The organism is Amphibacillus sp. MSJ-3, assembly GCF_018919165.1.
Lineage (GTDB): Bacteria > Bacillota > Bacilli > Bacillales > Amphibacillaceae > Amphibacillus.
Genome location: NZ_JAHLQM010000017.1, coordinates 37,295 through 54,775, shown reverse-complemented (window position 1 = coordinate 54,775; position 17,481 = coordinate 37,295). Strand labels below are relative to the sequence as shown.

At 37.4% G+C, this 17,481-nt stretch carries 16 protein-coding genes and 1 pseudogene; 4 read left to right on the top strand and 13 right to left on the bottom strand.

Features of this window, described 5'->3' with window-relative positions:
- Positions 1-452 precede the first annotated feature (452 nt).
- From KQI76_RS06820 to KQI76_RS06775, 10 genes are all read right to left on the bottom strand, one after another.
- Positions 453-860 carry a F0F1 ATP synthase subunit epsilon gene (locus KQI76_RS06820; protein WP_216399575.1) on the bottom strand — a complete coding sequence of 136 codons (408 nt, stop codon included), beginning with the start codon at positions 858-860 and terminating at the stop codon, positions 453-455.
- A 28-nt stretch (positions 861-888) separates the two neighbouring features.
- The gene (atpD, locus tag KQI76_RS06815; protein WP_216399574.1) at positions 889-2,283 is read right to left on the bottom strand and encodes a F0F1 ATP synthase subunit beta; all 1,395 of its coding nucleotides are present in this window, start codon (positions 2,281-2,283) and stop codon (positions 889-891) included.
- A gap of 89 nt (positions 2,284-2,372) precedes the next feature.
- On the bottom strand, positions 2,373-3,251 hold the full coding sequence (gene atpG / locus KQI76_RS06810; protein WP_216399573.1) for an ATP synthase F1 subunit gamma: 879 nt from the start codon (positions 3,249-3,251) through the stop codon (positions 2,373-2,375).
- Between the two features lie 341 nt (positions 3,252-3,592).
- Entirely contained in the window at positions 3,593-5,101 is a 1,509-nt protein-coding gene (gene atpA, locus KQI76_RS06805; protein ID WP_216399572.1) for a F0F1 ATP synthase subunit alpha, read from the bottom strand.
- Positions 5,102-5,118: 17 nt separating this feature from the next.
- Positions 5,119-5,664, bottom strand: coding sequence for a F0F1 ATP synthase subunit delta (locus KQI76_RS06800; protein ID WP_216399571.1), 546 nt, complete (start codon positions 5,662-5,664; stop codon positions 5,119-5,121).
- Positions 5,661-6,179, bottom strand: coding sequence for a F0F1 ATP synthase subunit B (atpF, locus tag KQI76_RS06795; protein WP_216399570.1), 519 nt, complete (start codon positions 6,177-6,179; stop codon positions 5,661-5,663). The genes KQI76_RS06800 and atpF overlap by 4 nt, the downstream gene beginning before the upstream one ends.
- Positions 6,180-6,226: 47 nt before the next feature.
- Positions 6,227-6,433 carry a F0F1 ATP synthase subunit C gene (gene atpE, locus KQI76_RS06790; RefSeq protein ID WP_216399569.1) on the bottom strand — a complete coding sequence of 69 codons (207 nt, stop codon included), beginning with the start codon at positions 6,431-6,433 and terminating at the stop codon, positions 6,227-6,229.
- Positions 6,434-6,456: 23 nt separating this feature from the next.
- A complete protein-coding gene (atpB, locus tag KQI76_RS06785; protein WP_216399568.1) occupies positions 6,457-7,179 on the bottom strand; it encodes a F0F1 ATP synthase subunit A in 723 nt (240 codons plus the stop codon).
- A 286-nt stretch (positions 7,180-7,465) separates the two neighbouring features.
- Positions 7,466-7,846 carry an ATP synthase subunit I gene (locus tag KQI76_RS06780; RefSeq protein WP_216399567.1) on the bottom strand — a complete coding sequence of 127 codons (381 nt, stop codon included), beginning with the start codon at positions 7,844-7,846 and terminating at the stop codon, positions 7,466-7,468.
- A 138-nt stretch (positions 7,847-7,984) separates the two neighbouring features.
- Positions 7,985-10,147, bottom strand: coding sequence for a S8 family serine peptidase (locus KQI76_RS06775; RefSeq protein ID WP_216399566.1), 2,163 nt, complete (start codon positions 10,145-10,147; stop codon positions 7,985-7,987).
- Positions 10,148-10,285: 138 nt separating this feature from the next.
- On the opposite strand from KQI76_RS06775, the gene KQI76_RS06770 reads away from it, so the two are divergent.
- From KQI76_RS06770 to KQI76_RS11765, 4 genes and pseudogenes are all read left to right on the top strand, one after another.
- A complete protein-coding gene (locus tag KQI76_RS06770; protein WP_216399565.1) occupies positions 10,286-11,242 on the top strand; it encodes a nuclease-related domain-containing protein in 957 nt (318 codons plus the stop codon).
- A 540-nt stretch (positions 11,243-11,782) separates the two neighbouring features.
- On the top strand, positions 11,783-12,169 hold the full coding sequence (locus tag KQI76_RS12115; RefSeq protein WP_253288846.1) for a transposase: 387 nt from the start codon (positions 11,783-11,785) through the stop codon (positions 12,167-12,169).
- Positions 12,170-12,592: 423 nt separating this feature from the next.
- A complete protein-coding gene (locus tag KQI76_RS06760) occupies positions 12,593-12,760 on the top strand; it encodes a hypothetical protein (RefSeq protein ID WP_216399564.1) in 168 nt (55 codons plus the stop codon).
- 333 nt (positions 12,761-13,093) lie between these two features.
- Positions 13,094-13,261: pseudogene (locus tag KQI76_RS11765) on the top strand (ATP-binding protein); the annotation flags it as partial.
- A 586-nt stretch (positions 13,262-13,847) separates the two neighbouring features.
- Here the strand turns inward: KQI76_RS11765 and KQI76_RS06755 are convergent.
- The 3 genes from KQI76_RS06755 to KQI76_RS06745 form a co-directional block, all read right to left on the bottom strand.
- Positions 13,848-14,390 (bottom strand): hypothetical protein, encoded by a 543-nt coding sequence (locus tag KQI76_RS06755; RefSeq protein ID WP_216399563.1) that lies wholly within the window; start codon positions 14,388-14,390, stop codon positions 13,848-13,850.
- 649 nt (positions 14,391-15,039) lie between these two features.
- Positions 15,040-15,669: a uracil phosphoribosyltransferase gene (gene upp / locus KQI76_RS06750; RefSeq protein ID WP_216399562.1), complete on the bottom strand. Its 630-nt coding sequence runs from the start codon at positions 15,667-15,669 to the stop codon at positions 15,040-15,042.
- A gap of 532 nt (positions 15,670-16,201) precedes the next feature.
- Positions 16,202-17,437, bottom strand: a complete 1,236-nt coding sequence (locus KQI76_RS06745; protein WP_216399561.1) for a serine hydroxymethyltransferase — start codon at positions 17,435-17,437, stop codon at positions 16,202-16,204.
- Positions 17,438-17,481: the final 44 nt, after the last annotated feature.

Sequence of the window (17,481 nt, the reverse complement as noted above, 5' to 3'; positions counted from 1 at the left end):
TTTGTGTGTGTGGTTACCTCACTAATACCCTAAATCTAAGGGGGTGGCAAGTTTTTTAATGTTTAATGGCATGAAATCAACCAAAAATCAAGGTTTACTAAGAAACTTTTGACAATACGAATTTTTGTGATTTCCCGGGAAATATTATCGTTTGATGTAGAATTTCCTGATAAAGTGATACTTCAATCATCCAAGGAAAAACATCGGATGATCAGTAAAGGATGGCCAGCCAACAGAAGCTTGATCTGTTCATATGATACTCGGTGAAAGCTTGGAAAAACCCAACCCGAGTGAAAATTCACCTTATCCTACTTTAGTAAATTAGTTGACTGTGTTTATGGCTGCTTTACGGAAACAGATCATATGTATTGAATACAACCACTTGTTGGAAATAAATTTTATTTATAAAAAAACTTTAACATAGCTAAAAGCTTTGTTAAAGTATTTTTATCTTAATCGCGTCCACTCGCAACATTTAAACGATTGATTGCTCGTTTTAATGCTAATTCGGCACGTTGAAAATCAATTTGATCTCTTTTTTGCTTAATTCGGCGTTGAGCACGTTCTTTAGCCTTTTGTGCGCGCTGAACATCAATTGCAGCTGGTGTCTCTGCAGATTGAGCAAGTAGGGTAACATGATCTTGATCAACTTCTACAAAACCACCACCGATAGCCACCCTCATTGATTCTTTATCCTTTTTTAATCGAGCAGAACTAATGATTAATGGTGCTATTAAAGATGCGTGGCCTGGTAGAATACCTAACTCGCCTTGTAACGAGTGCACAACGACCATATCACATTCGTCTTTAACGATTAAACCATCAGGTGTAACGACTTCTACTGTAAGTTTTTTGGTCATTTAACCCTTCCTCCTTACTAGCGCCAATCTAATCAGCCATTTTCATCGCTTTCTCAACGACTTCATCAATCGTACCCACTAAGCGGAAAGCATCTTCTGGTAAATCATCATATTTACCCTCTAGAATTTCTTTAAAGCCACGAATTGTTTCTTTTACGGGTACATAAGAACCAGGTTGCCCTGTGAATTGCTCAGCAACATGGAAGTTTTGCGATAAGAAAAACTGAATCCGACGTGCACGTGCTACAGTTACTTTATCTTGGTCTGATAATTCATCCATACCTAAAATAGCGATAATATCCTGTAGCTCTCGATAGCGTTGTAAAACTTGTTGAACATCTCGAGCAACTTTATAATGTTCTTCGCCGACGACGTTTGGATCAAGTGCCCGTGAACTTGAGTTCAATGGGTCAACAGCTGGATAAATACCTTGTTCAGATAAACGTCGGTCAAGGCTTGTTGTCGCATCCAAATGGGTAAAGGTTGTTGCTGGTGCCGGGTCTGTATAGTCATCCGCTGGCACATAAATTGCCTGTATAGATGTAACTGAACCTTGAGTTGTCGATGTAATTCGTTCTTGTAGACGTCCCATTTCTGATGCTAGAGTTGGCTGATATCCAACAGCTGAAGGCATACGGCCTAATAATGCTGAAACCTCAGAACCTGCTTGTGTAAAACGAAAGATATTATCGATAAATAATAAAACATCTTGTCGTTCTTTATCACGGAAATATTCGGCCATTGTTAATCCAGTCAGAGCAACGCGCATTCTAGCTCCTGGCGGCTCATTCATTTGACCAAACACCATCGCTGTTTTCTTAATTACACCTGATTCTTCCATTTCAAAATAAAGATCGTTACCTTCCCGTGTACGTTCACCTACGCCGGCGAATACCGAGATTCCCCCATGTTCAGAGGCAATATTATTGATCAATTCCTGAATTAAAACAGTTTTACCAACACCCGCTCCTCCAAACAAACCAATTTTTCCACCTTTAATATAAGGAGCTAATAAATCAACAACTTTAATACCTGTCTCCAGGATCTCTGTTTCTGTTGATAGTTTACGGAAATCTGGTGCTGGGCGGTGAATTGGTAACCGTTTTGTTTCTTCTGCAACTGGTGGTCGACCATCAATTTCTTGGCCAAGCACGTTAAATATACGTCCAAGCGTTGCTTCACCAACTGGGACTTTGATCGGGGAACCTGTATTGGTAACTTCATCTCCCCGTTTTATTCCTTCGGTTGCGGACATCGCAATTGTTCTAACTTTATGATCCCCTAAGTGTAACACAACTTCAAGAGTGATCTCATTATCTTCTGTTGTCACCATTAGAGCATCGTTGATCTTCGGTAATTCATCGATCTTAAATTTGACATCGATGACAGGACCGACAACTTGTGTGACATATCCTTTCTTCATCGAAAATTCCTCCTATACCGATTAATGTGTATCCTCGTACTCCTATTTCAAATTCACCAAATTCTAACTACTCAATGGTTGATCGTTTCCTAAGCTTCACTTGCACTTGATCCACTAATAATCTCAGTTAGTTCTTGGGTTATTTTTGCCTGACGAGCTCGATTATATTGTAATCTCAAATCGGATATCATTTCATCGGCATTGTCTGTTGCACTTCTCATTGCATTCATCCGCGATGCATTTTCGCTCGCTTTACTTTCAAGAAATGCATCATAAATTAAACTTTCTGCATACTGTGGTAATAATGCATTCAAAATTTGTTCTTCATTAGGTTCAAAAATAAACTCACTGTGCTTTGGTTTTTGAATATCTGCCACTTCTTCTTCAGTAATTAAGGGTAAGACTTTCTTTACCTTTACTTCTTGACTCATTGCAGTGACAAAATAATTATAAATTAGCTCTAATTGATCGAATTCCCCATCAATAAAATGTTGAACCGTTTCAAAAGTTAAGTCTTCTAGGTCACTAAAATATGGGCGATCTGGTAAATCTGTTACCGCTCGTAAAACAGGCATTTGACGATTTTTAAAATAATCTCGCCCTATTTTCCCAATTACAATAATGGTGTACTCTTCCTTTGATTGATGGCGCTCGACAATTAGTTCTTCTAAACGACGTAACACATGGCTATTGAAAGGACCCGCTAAACCCCGATCGGAAGTAATGACGAAATACGCAGTTTTCTTTACTTTGCGCGGGATTAAAATCGGGTGCTTGTGATCATCATAACTGTCAACGATATGATGAACAATTTGGTCAATCTTTTCAGCATATTGAATAAAAGCATCGTTTGCTGTTTCCGATTTTCCTAATTTAGAAGAAGCAACCATGTGCATCGCATTAGTAATTTGCTTCGTTTTTTCAGTCGATTGAATTTGTTGTTGTATGTCTCTCAATGAACGACTCATCATTCATCCTCCTTTTTGAGGTTGTTCAATTTTATCCTGCCTTGACAGGTAGGTCGACTCAGGCATAATGCCTTAAACCGAACGCTGAATCGAAATCATATCCTACTTTTCTAATGTCAATTCTTCATAGTGTTCTTATTGTCGACCCTACTATGTCTTATCTGTTGTAAAAGATCTACGATAAACTTTTAGGAAAGATCGAATATTTACTAATCTGGGAAGCTTACTAATAAAGAATCCGTATTATTCAGCTCCTATTCAATCCGCACACGAGAAAAATCTACTGAATGACGATTATTTGCTTTCTCTTTCCGTAAAATGCTTAGATCATATCTCTTCTCTTAGGCAGAAACAATAAACTGTTTTGAGAATGATTTAATCGCTTCTTCCATTTTTTCAGGTTCAGCCAAATCTTTTGTTTCACTAATCTGTGCGAGTAACTCTGAATAAGCACCATCCAAGTAATTGAAAAACTCAGCTTCAAAACGCATAATATCTTCAACAGGGATCTCGTCTAAGAAGCCATTGATTAATGCGTAAATGATCATTACTTGTTTCTCCATTGGAATCGGGCGATGCAAGCCTTGTTTTAAAACTTCAATCGTCCGTTCACCACGATTTAATTTCGTAAGTGTTGCGCGATCTAGATCTGATCCGAATTGTGCAAAGGACTCTAGTTCGCGATAAGAAGCTAAATCTAGTCGTAACGTTCCTGCTACTTTCTTCATTGCTTTAGTTTGTGCTGACCCACCAACACGTGATACTGACAATCCTGGGTTAATTGCAGGTCGCACCCCAGCATAAAATAGATCTGACTGTAGGAAAATTTGCCCATCAGTGATCGAAATAACGTTTGTTGGGATGTAGGCAGAAATATCACCTGCTTGTGTTTCAACAAAAGGTAAAGCTGTTAATGATCCGCCACCAAGTTCATCATTTAATTTAGCTGCTCTCTCTAATAGACGAGAATGTAAATAAAATACATCCCCTGGGAAAGCCTCCCGTCCTGGTGGGCGTTTTAATAATAGAGAAAGTTCACGGTAAGCCGCCGCTTGCTTAGATAGGTCATCATAGATTACTAAGACATGCTTGCCGTTATACATGAACTCTTCGCCCATAGCAACTCCGGCATACGGAGCTAGATATTGCATTGGTGAAGGAGATGAGGCTCCAGCATTAACAACGATTGTATAATCGGATGCGCCATAGTTACGAAATGTTTCAACAGTTGATCTAATCGTTGAATCCTTTTGACCAATGGCGACGTAAATACAAATCATATCTTGATCTTTTTGATTCAAAATTGTGTCGACCGCAACGGTTGTTTTCCCTGTTTGACGGTCACCAATAATTAATTCCCGTTGGCCACGACCAATTGGAACAAGTGCATCAATCGCCTTTATTCCTGTTTGAAGTGGTTCATAAATTGATCTTCTATCCATTACACCGGGAGCAGGTGCTTCAATTGGACGTGTTTTGTTAGTTTTAATTGGGCCACGTCCATCAATCGGTTGACCAAGTGGATTAACGACTCGACCGATTAATTCTTCGCCGACAGGGACTTCCATAATCTTACCTGTACGTCGAACTTCATCCCCTTCGACTATAGAAAGTTGCGACCCTAAGATGATGGCACCGACTTGATCTTCTTTCAAGCTTTGAACTAATCCCATCGTTCCATCTGAAAACTCGATAAGTTCTCCCAACATGGCTTGATTTAAACCATAGATTTGGGCAATTCCATCACCCGTTTCAATCACGGTTCCAATATCATGAACTTGATCATCATTTTGATAATATTTAATTTGCTTCTTTATTAGCGCACTTAATTCTTCTGCTTTTATGTCCATGTCATTGTCCCCCCCTATCATCTTTTATTCATTGGAACAAAATCACGTTTCATATGTTGAATACGTCCTTGAACAGATGCATCATATAGTTGTTGGTTCACGATGATTTTAAAACCGCCAAGTACGTTTGGATCAGTTACATTGTTTAATTTTAGGTTTTGGCAACCAAATTTTTCGGCAAACCTGATTTCAATATCTGCTAATTCTTCTTGCGCTAAGGGTTCAACTGTGAAGATTTCCCCAGTCGCTATTTGCCGATCCTGATTGAAAAGAACCTGGTAATGATCAACCATAAGTTCAACATTTTCTTCAGCATGATGTTCTACCATTATGAGTAAGGTTTTAACTACTTCTGTTGAAAAACTCTTAAAAACTGATTCGATGATCTGAGCCCGTTTTAACCAATTTGTTGGGTTCTGTAAAAAGGTAACTAATTCAGAATCCGCAGTGAAAACTTCTTGAATGATTTTTAATTCTTCACCGATGGCTTCTTCCCGTCCGTTTTCCCTAGCAATTTCATAGAGGGCTTCGGCATAACGACGAGCTTGTAACCTGTTTCTCATGACCAATCGTCTCCTATATTATTGAGACGTTCTTTTATCAGACGTTTTTGATCCTCTGGACTCATTTCTTTTTGAATGATATCCATTGCTATTTGGAAGGCGATTTGCGCAACTTCTTCTTGCATTTCTTGAAGGACTTCTTTGCGCTCAATTTCCACCTCTTCTTCCGCATCTTGCTTCATCTTTTTAGCTACTGAACGGGCTTCTCTGATAATTTCTTCTTCTAAGCCTGTTGCTGATTGTTTAGCATTTATTACAATTTCTTTAGCTTCTGCTCGGGCTTTTTCTAATCTTTCATCAGCTTCTTTGACTGATTTTTCAGCACGTTTTCTACTTTCCTCAGCTGAATCAAGTTCTGTGGCAACATGTTGCTCACGTTCTTCCATTATTTTAATTAATGGTCCCCAAGCAAAACGTTTTAAAAGAAATAATAAAATACTAAAGCTTAGTAGTGTAACGATTATATCTCCTACATATAGGCCGCCAACCGCAACACCTAATACAAAGGGATTCACCTTCTCCACTCCTTCCTGTTAAACCACCATTAGAATCCTTGGTTTAATTACAAAATCATAAAGGCAACAACAACAGCTAGGATTGGAATCGCCTCAACTAGGGCAATACCTATAAACATAACTGTTTGGAGTGGACCACGTAATTCAGGCTGACGAGAAATCCCTTCGATAGTAGTCTTTACAATAATACTGTTGGCCAAACTAGCGCCAAGTGCTGAAATACCTACGGCAATAGCTGCTGCTAGTGCTTCCATGTTATCTCCTCCTAAATTTTCTGTTATTCTTCATTTACTTTGTGTGACATATACACCATTGAAAGTGTTGTAAAAATAAAGGCTTGAATGGCTCCGATAAATAAACTAAAACCTTGCCATAATATCATCGGCACTAGTGAAGCAATGAAGACAAATGCTCCCGACATAAGTGCCATTTGGGCAATTAAACCTAACAAAATTTCTCCAGCGAATATATTTCCAAAAAGCCGGAAACCAAGAGTCATCGTATTCGTGAATTCTTCAACCAAGTTAAACGGTAAAATAAACCCCACTGGTTGTGCGAAACTTTTTGCATATTTTTTACTACCCCGTAATTTAGCTCCATAATAATTGGTCATTATAATTACAAATCCCGCTAGCGTTAAGGCAACGCCGGCATCTGCTGTTGGAGATTTCCACCATGTATCTCCTCCATATATCCCAATCATCATAACGCCTAGTGTATTACTAACAAAAATAAAGGTAATTAAAGTTAATGCAAACGGTAGAAATAATTTCCCTGTACGCCAATCCATTGGATCGTTAATAATACCCTTGACAAAGTCCACGAGCCATTCCATGAAGTTTTGCAGACCCGTTGGCTTCATCTTTAGGTTTCTTGTTGCCAAAACAGCAAATACAAAAACAATTACGCAAGAAACAATAACCATTAAGACATTCGAAGCATTAAAACTTAACCATGGGATACCTAGAAACTCCTCGACAATTGGAGCTCCATGTTCCATTTTATTCACCCCTTTTCTTTGATAACTCTCGAACAAAGGGACTTTGGCTTATCCTAACCCTGACAAGCTTAAGCAAGGACTTACCATGCGATAAACTAAATAATCATTTAGCGGTACCTACTTCAATCTCCACTTGGCATTCTTAGTTTTAATTGAATGCTTGAAGTGAGGGTCTTAAGGTTACCTGAATATCGATATCAAGTAATTGCTTAAGATTACAGGAAGCAACATGTTGCTAATTCAACATCTCTTGCTCATTTTTCACAAGCAAGCACAAATCCATACACTAATTCGTTGCTCTATTCTTCATGATTTGAACAAATGCATCAAGCATAATGATGATATCCTTGAGTACAAGGCCAATCACTAGAGAATAGAAATTAACTTCTAGCGGGATGAATTTTGCTAAATAAACAACAAGAAGAGCTGAACCAATTCTAAAAATTGTTCCAGCCATAGCATGCTTTTTTTCTCCTATTGCGACTTGGCCAATTTGGTCTACTTGTCGCTGTAATAGTAATAAATTCGCATAACTTGCTATACTTCCTAGTAATAAACCAAGCCATGTTCGATTTCCTAGTGTAACTAATGTACCACTGATCACGATCAACAAAACATTTAAATGCCATTTCCGTTGACGTTGAACGGCTTTTTGATAATCTTCCATCTTGGTACCTCCACACTATTCGCATTATACTACTTTTTGATCTGATTATCTACTCAATCGTATTTTTTTATAACAAAAGTTGGTACCAAGCGATTTGATCGTGGTCTGTGGCTTTAATATTTACGTTTTTATCTTGTTTTATGGTTTTAATATTTGTTGAAAATAGTCTGTTTGCTGGTCTTTTTCAATACTTACATTGATCAAATAAAAATCTTTCAGTTCAATTTTTGATAAATCTAGGTCGACTTCTAGTAGACCTGCTTCGAGTTGTTCTTGATTAAAAACTTGGCCTAAATAGGTGAAAGTTACCGGATCATATAGATCAATTGTGACGCGTTCGCTTGCTTCTGCTAGTTGAAGGCGAAGATGATATATTTGTTCTTCTTTTAAGCTAGGTTCCATTTCAAATCCGGCTACTTTGGGAAATGATGCTGTTTGATTAACAAATAAATAAGGTAATTGAAAAATTTGTTCATCTATAGTCATTTCCAAATAATTCTGATGGATACCGTCTGTTAGCTGGTCTGGCCTGACTGTTAATGAAAGATCAAGTTCACTTGTTTGATTTGGTGCGATCGTCTTTGTTTTAGGTAATGTCCATCTTATCCCTGTTTCAATCAGTGGTCGTTTGAATTGAATCTTTACAGGCTGATCGGATATGTTTGTTAACTTTAATCGATGTGTTCGATGTTCAATTTTATCTTCCATCCAACCTAAATTTAATAATGAATTTTCTATAATAATTGGTGTATCAAGAGCAGCTTGTACATTCACTTGTCCCATGCCTTGGTCAATGGGTTCCTGATTTGGTAGAAAATCTGTTTGTGTTAGTAAGGCGGCCTTCAATTGTCCAGGTGTCCAATCTGGATGTGCTTGTTTTAAGACAGCAAGCGCACCAGCAACATAGGGTGCAGCCATGCTTGTCCCTTGTAAACTTGCATAACCTTCTGGCACGGTGCTAATAATGTCCACACCTGGCGCAATAATTTCCGGTTTTATTTGCCAATTAGACGTAACAGGGCCTCGTGAACTAAAAGAGGCTACATCGTTATCATGATGCTGATAGGACGTGCTCAACCACAGCTTGGGTTGATGCTGAAGTTGTGCGAGTAACCATTCTCCATCCTCGCGCTTGATAAATGCAGCTGGGATGTCTATTGTGGATTCTATTCCTGCTTCAATTGGAGCATCGCTATCATTATAGATCAGCACTGCTTGGGCATTCGCCTTCTTGGCCTGGGTAATTTTTTCTTGAAAGGGGATTTCACCTCGTTGAAAAAGTACGATTTTCCCTGTTGCATCTGGTAGGGGTTCGGTGCCTAAGACGCCTGATATAATAGGATAGTCTCGATTTAGATTCCATTCCATTGCATTTGTAATTGGATCTAGTGGAATTGTTTTATTTTTAATCGGTTCGATGAGAAATGGTTCTTGATAGGCTTGTGTTGAGGCTCCTACGGATATGGCATCTGTCGCGGTTGCCGGTGAGCCAACTGTCCAATCGTCTGGGCCTGAATTTCCGTTTGCGATAACTACTGAGATGCCATGTTCGATGGCGCGGTTAACTGCGATACTTGTCGGGTAGTCTGGGCCATTGACGTTGTTTCCTAATGAAAGATTAATAATATCCATTCCATCTTCGACTGCTTTTTCTAAGGCAGCGATCACTTGGATCGATGTTCCACTTCCTCCCGGTCCCAGTGCTCGGTAACCGTAAATCTCTGCATCTGGCGCAATTCCTTGATGGGCGCCATTAGCTGCGATAATTCCTGCTACATGGGTACCGTGAATTGTTGGCATGCCTTGCTCGGGGGTTGTTTCCATCGGATCATCGTCAAAATCAACTAAGTCATAGCCTCCTCGATAGTTTTTCTCAAGATCTGGGTGGGTATAATCGATTCCTGTATCAATCACTCCAATTTTAATGCCTTTTCCGGTATAGCTTAATTGCCCGTCATTTTTTTGTAAGGGTAGATCTGATGTCTCGATTAATTTGAGCTTCTCTGGCGTTACGGAATATGTCATAATCGGATAAGCCTGCTTAATGTCCTCATGTTCGGTAATGCGTTCGAGTTGGGTCATTTTTCCTTCAAGTGCAATTCCATTTAATAAAGTATCAAAGCGTTCTAAGACAGTGACATTAGGAAAATCACGAATTACTTCCTGTTCAAATTCTGAAGCTGATGTATGTAATTCAAGCAAGAGGCGATAGGTCTGGTTGTTCGCATGAGCTTTGGTAATTGGAGTAAGTATAGTTATCATAATGAGGATAAAAAGACTGACTGTATAGATTCGCTTCATTGTTTTCAGCTCCTTTTTTAATCGATAGTTTGTGTTGGGGGATATGAGATTATTCATGGTCAGTTAGGTTTTTTGTAAAATAGTGGTGGTTAATGTGGTATAATGCTTATAAGAATTTTTGATTAAGGAGTTGATTTATTGTTAATTTTACCGCCCCGTAAGGATCATGTATTAAAGCAATTAGAAGCCCTCATTCCTAGACTTTCATCTAAGTCCCCAGATTATCACACACTTGAGCAACAATTATGGAAGGAACGATCAGGTTATTCAGGTGAAAAATCATTGTTATATTATTTGGATCTAGTTGATGACCAAGAAGCTAATATCATTTTTAACTGCCGACTTCCTATAGCAAATCATTATTTTCAAATCGATTGTTTGTACTTAACACCTAGGTATGCTGTCATTATTGAGGTCAAAAATCTCCGTGGAATCATTTATTTTAATCAGGCGAATCAAATGATTCAAATATGGGAAAACGTAGAGAAGCCCTATCAAGATCCCATTCGTCAAGTTAATGAACAACGACTAAAGCTTAATAAGGTCCTTGCTCAAATCGGTTATTCTTCCCTACCTATTCACACATTAGTTGCCTTTACAAACCGGAATGTTATTCTCAACTTGTCCAAACCTTGTCCCACTCGAATCACAAGTGAACAACTGGCTACTCGACTTCGCGACTTCCATAAACAACATCAAAAGATGATCTATCCCCAACAACAATTAAATGATCTGGCAATGACATTAAAGCAAATGCACTGTCCAAGGAAAACTTCGATTATTGATAAATATCAAATTGAAAAATCATTAATAAAAACCGGTATTCAATGCTCGAATTGCCAATCATTTGATATGACCCGACAATCCGGAACTTGGCTATGTCCACAATGTCACTTTTCAGACAAAAACGCCCATATTCAAGCACTCACCGACTACGCCCTGATTTACGGACCCACAATTACAAACAAAGAAGCCAGATCACATCTAAACATCACATCACGCCACATCGCTAACCGACTCTTAAAAAGCGAAAACATAAGACAAGTAAATCAAACAAACCACACCACCTATGATTTATCAAACTTAATTGACTAATATTGAATTAGAAGCACAGTGAAATGCGGACGGTGAGCATAGAGCATTGGCTTCCGAGCATAGAGTGGGATTTACGAGCATAGCCCATCGGCTTTCGAGCATAGAATGGGATTTGCGAGCATAGAGCATCAACTTCCGAGCATAAAACGGGATTTCCAAGCATAGAGCAGCGGCTTTCGAGCATAAAATTGGATTTACGAGCATAGAGCCAGCTTCCGAGCATAAAATGGGATTTTCGAGCATAGAGCAGCGGCTTCCGAGCATAAAACGGGATTTTCGAGCATAGAGCATCTGTTTCCGAGCATAAAATGGGATTTTCGAGCATAGACATTGGCTTCCGAGCATAAAATGAGATTTTCGAGCATAAAGCGGCTAAGTCCATATAATTGTGTAAAAAGAAAGAGTCTCATCAACTCCATGATATAATGTTTTTAACCACAAAAACTATCAGTAGGAATTGATGATGACTCCAATTAATTTTACACTAAACTTAAAGAGGAACTTGTTCAATCCGATTTAAATGATTTTGTTAAATCGGCCATGGTGCTTGTTTTAAATGAATACATGGAAAATCAGGCTTACGATCGTTCTGAATACCGTCATGATTACCGTAATAGATACTATCATAGAGACTATGTTTTAAACATTGGACGCGTTGAGTTGAATGTACCGGGAACGAGAAGTGGGAATTTCTCTACAGAAGTTAAGGAAGAATTTATGAATCGTTATGCGGATGAGAAAAAGTATCAAAAAGCACTTGAAACATTAGACGAAAGTTATGAAGACACTGTTCAGTTTTTCTCAGAACCAACTGAGGCACACGTTCATATTCGTACGACAAACGTATTAGAACGCTTAAATGGCGAAGTCAGAAAAAGAGAAAAACGATACGCATATTTCCAAATCAGCAATCTGCATTTCGCTTAATTGGTGCTGTTTTAATGGATTGTGAGGATGCCATGGATCCAGGAAATAAAAAGTACATTTATTTCAAAGAGTAGTTAGAGGCAAAATTAGAAAGCTGAATCGCTTGTACGAAGAGTTTTGAGATTAAACCATAGATGATTTGACATGGATCCCTGCACAAGCATGATTCTATAGCCAGGCCGCCAGTATTCTAAAAAACTGGCTTTACCAAAAAGGCTATCATGCTCGCTCTCCATGTCAAATCGTGGGTTGAAATTTAATAGAATTAAACTTAACACTTTCTAATTTTGATTATAAATTGAATAACAAACAAAAAGGTTAAAAACACGTAAATAGTATTTACACAGGATAAGGGACTTGACTTGAAAATGGTAATTCTATTTCTGAAGTTGAACTAATTGAAATAAAGGAGGGATCTTTTTAATGACAAATAAATATTTTTATTTATTTATCACATTCTTCGTAATTGCATTGATAGGGCTCATCTCTGTAATAGCTAATACTAGAAGTGTAAATTTAGGTGCTTTTATTTTCCCCGCTGTTTTAGCAGTTATTTTCTTTGTGAAAAATAAAAAAAACAAGCTATCATAGATGGCTTGTTTTTTTATTGACTAACTAACTTAGTACCACTAGGTTTTAATGATTCTTTAAATGTTGCTGAATAATTTGAGGTTATCAAATTAAAAGTATAATTAATATTTCCTTTTATGTATATGTCAACTTTCCTACCACTACCATAAATATCTGCCCATGAACGATTATGGTTATATTGTCCCCATGAAACACCTGTCATGTAGCTGCTACCTAACATTTTAATTGATTTGATTTTATTTTACCGCCAGAGATTATAGCTTTAAAGTCTTGTTTTACTGTAGACCAACCAATAGCAGGAACTCCAGCCCATATTTCAGCAGTATATTCTGAACCATTTTTACAATGAATGCGAACTTTAAATCGTGAGGAGATATATTTCAAGATACCAAAATAGCAAACGCCATTTTGGATAGAATACTTCATCATGCGACAGTAATAAATATTGTAGGGGATTCATATCACCTCAAGGATCACATTCAAAAGGAACATAAGTCGTAAGCTCAGGTATTAAAGTTATTGAGTATGGCTTGCACCATACTCAATTGAACAAATTTGTACATCGTTAAATAATCAAAATGGTTGAACATTCTCAACTCGTTTTTTCATATTTTCACACTCTTCATAAATGTATTGTTTTGTATAAATTATACTGCTCTTCAGTAAAAAAAATAATAAATATATCTAATAATATCAACATTTAGAACGTATGGTTATATCTAAAATATTGTATTTTTCATCAAAAAAGCAAGTACTTAATCAGCAAGTACTTGCTTTTTTGATAGAATTTATCATTTATTAAATTAATGTTGTGACTATGATTTATAAAAAAGTTTTTAATAAGGTAACTACTTCTATTTGTCTCTATATATAAATAGAATTATAGATAATACAGCCAAATACAATAATCCAATGTGTATGTTAATTACATTCAAGATGTATTTAATATAATAATCGGCTGTTAACATCACGCCGTCTTCAAAATTCATAAAAAAGGAAACAATTACTGGCGTTAAAAAGGATACTATAGCGATTCCGATTATACAAAAAATGAACTTTTCCTTATTAGACAATTTAACTCCATCCTTTACTTATATACAAAAGTTTTAGTGTAAGAAACCCCTACTGGTTTGTACGCAGTGCCTGTACCGTTTTTTTGATAAGGGTCAGCAAAAAGATTCCAACTAAATTTTGTAGGTTCGTACACATCGAATGTATTTTTTTCTCTTATTGGTTTAGCGTATAATTTCACTTGCTTAACTTTTTTTCCATTGTATGTTTTTGGTGCGGTGTACGACCCTGTATAAGAAATTGTATATGATTTTCCAACAGTAAAATTAAGCCCCAGGTTAACTTTGTTTCTTGTTATGCCTGTATTAGAGCTAAATGTTGCTGTTCTACTCCATGAATTAGTCAATGACGCCTTAATACCTGGATCTGTCCAGACTGTTGCCAATGTAACATTTTGAACATAGTCTCCGACATGTTTTACATTTTTTATATAAGGTAATAATCTCATTGGCTGTATAAGTCCCTCATCAACAAATAATTCAGATTCTAATGAATCTCTTGTATCGATGGCATTTACACTCATTACGTTAGGGTCATTTAATAATTGATTTAGAATCATTTCAAATTCCTCATCTGTAGTATAATCTGCTCTGCCAATAACTTTACTATCCAATTCTACTAAAAGCTGTTCTTCTTGATCTAATCCTGCGTCTGATGCAAACGTAGTAATCGTTAAGAAACTTGAAAATAGAATAATTGATAATAAAAAGTAAGCACTTTTTTAATATCAATTACATTTAACATTTCCTTCCCAACTAAATTATATTTTGGTTGTTTATTACTCTTTCACATTACCATTTTTTGCGTATTACGACAATATATTAATTAATATTTATTTATTAAAATAATAAATATCTTTCACAACTGCTTTTATTGATTTTTAGTATAATGAAATTTTCGAGCATAGAGTAGCTACTTCCGAGCATAAAATGAGATTTCCGAGCATAGAGCATCTGTTTCCGAGCATAAAATGAAATTATCGAGCATAGAACCAACTTCCGAGCATAAACCGCGATTTTCGAGCATAGACCCTCAACTTCCGAGCATAAAATGAAATTTTCGAGCATAGGGCATCAACTTCCGAGCATAAAACGGGATTTCCGAGCATAGACCCTCAACTTCCGAGCATAAAACGGGATTTTCGAGCATAGGGATTATTTCAATTAAAAAAGCTTAGAAATATTTCTATTTCTAAGCTTTTTTATTATCTATTTTGTTCCGAATAATCGGTCACCTGCATCGCCAAGTCCTGGGACGATGTAGCCTTTTTCATCGAGCTTTTCGTCGATACTTGCTAAGTAGATATCGACATCAGGGTGCTCTTTTTTAATATGGTCGACGCCTTCTGGTGCCGCAATTAGGCACATAAGTTTAATTTTATTTGCACCTCGTTTTTTCAGTGACTGGATTGCATCGGCTGCTGATCCACCTGTTGCTAACATTGGGTCAACGACGATTAGATCACGTTCAGAGATATCTTTTGGCATTTTGAAATAATACTCGACTGGCTTTAGAGTTTCAGGATCTCGGTATAAGCCGACATGGCCGACCTTTGCTGCAGGAATATGGCGGAGAACACCGTCAACCATGCCTAATCCGGCTCGTAGGATTGGTACGATCCCTATTTTTTTCCCGCTTAAAACGTTTGATTTTGTTTTAGCTACGGGGGTTTCAATTTCTACTTCAGTTAACGGTAAGTCGCGTGTAATTTCATAAGCCATTAAACCGGCTACCTCATCAACTAAATCACGGAAATCCTTAGTTCCAGTGTCTGTCTTTCGAATATGTGTTATTTTGTGTTGAATTAATGGATGATCCAGTACAAATACATTACCCAAGTTCGACCACTCCTCATAAAAGTATATATCTCTAAAATTGTACAGAAAATTTATGTCGCTTTCAAGCGAATAAACGTTTTTTATTGTTTTTTAGTTTATAATTAAATACTCATGCAGCTGCTGGGCAGATCAATAAAGAAAACTTCCACTCTGTTAGGGTCACTAAAAGAAGCTAATTCAAAAATATATGCAGCTACTTTTGATAGTCAAAGTGAAGATTATATTCTGGAATTAACATTGAAAATATTATTAAGTGACTAGTTCATTTTCTGTTGCTCAATTCACAGTAAACTCCACTCCTTGTACTGATTTCTCTTCATCACTCCAAGTCTTAGGTGAATGAATCAGTCATTTCCCCATCCAACGATCACTGAATGCGTTTACAATCAGTAAATCTGCTAAGAAATATATTGACTTATCGCAAGTAGGAGAAGACAAAGAATAATTGTTTTAGCTTTTCTAGTTTTCGCTGCATACGGTTAATTGTGTCATAGGAAAAAGCCGAAGCATACCTATTGCTTCGGCTTTTCGATTATTGGTAGATTGGGAAGCGGTCGGTGAGTGCTTTAACACGCGCTCTCGCTTCTTGTAATTTAGTTTTATCTTGGTAATTTTTTAAAGTAAAGGCGATAATTGAACCCACTTCTTTTAATTCTGCTTCTTTAAACCCACGGGTTGTAACAGCTGCTGTACCTACTCTGACACCACTTGTTATAAATGGACTTTCTGGGTCAAATGGGATTGTATTCTTATTTGTAGTAATCCCAACATCATCAAGGATTTTCTCAGCATCTTTACCCGTTAAGTTAAGTCCCCGGACATCAAGTAAAAGTAAATGATTGTCAGTACCATTTGAGACGAGACGAATGCCTTCATCTTGTAGTGATTTAGCAAATGCTTGGGCATTTTTTATAATTTGTTTGGCATAGTCTGTAAAGCTAGGATCAAGGGCTTCCTTAAATGCGGTTGCTTTTGCTGCAATAACATGCATTAATGGACCACCTTGCATACCTGGAAAAACAGTCTTATCAATCGCTTTTGCATATTTTTCTTTGGTTAAAATCATTCCACCACGTGGGCCGCGTAGCGTTTTATGTGTGGTTGTCGTGACAAAGTCAGCATAAGGAACTGGATCTGGATGTTGACCGGTTGCTACTAGGCCAGCAATATGTGCCATATCAACCATTAGATAAGCGCCAACTTCATCAGCAATTTCACGAAATTTCTCAAAGTCAATGAGACGCGGATAGGCACTCGCACCGGCAACAATCATCTTCGGTTTAACGGCAAGTGCTTTTTCACGTACCGCTTCATAATCGAGTACTTCCGTTTCTTTATCAACACCATACTCTTCAAAATTATAGAGTTTACCACTAAAGTTAACTGGACTTCCATGTGTTAGGTGTCCACCATGTGAAAGATTCATTCCAAGCACAGTATCCCCAGGCTCGAGAAATGCGGAATAAACAGCCATATTTGCCTGTGCACCTGAATGAGGTTGTACGTTGACATGTTCAGCACCAAAAAGTGCCTTAGCACGATCACGAGCGAGGTTCTCTGCAATATCAACATATTCACAGCCTCCATAGTAACGCTTTTCCGGATAACCTTCCGCGTATTTATTCGTTAGGACGGATCCTTGTGCCTCCATGACCGCTTCTGAAACAAAATTCTCTGAAGCGATCAATTCAATTTTTTCATGTTGTCTACCACGTTCTTGCTCAATTGCTTGATACAATTCTAAATCATTTTCTTGTAAATGCTTCATCCAAATCGTTCCCCCTCAATCCCTTTATAATTAAATATTTATAT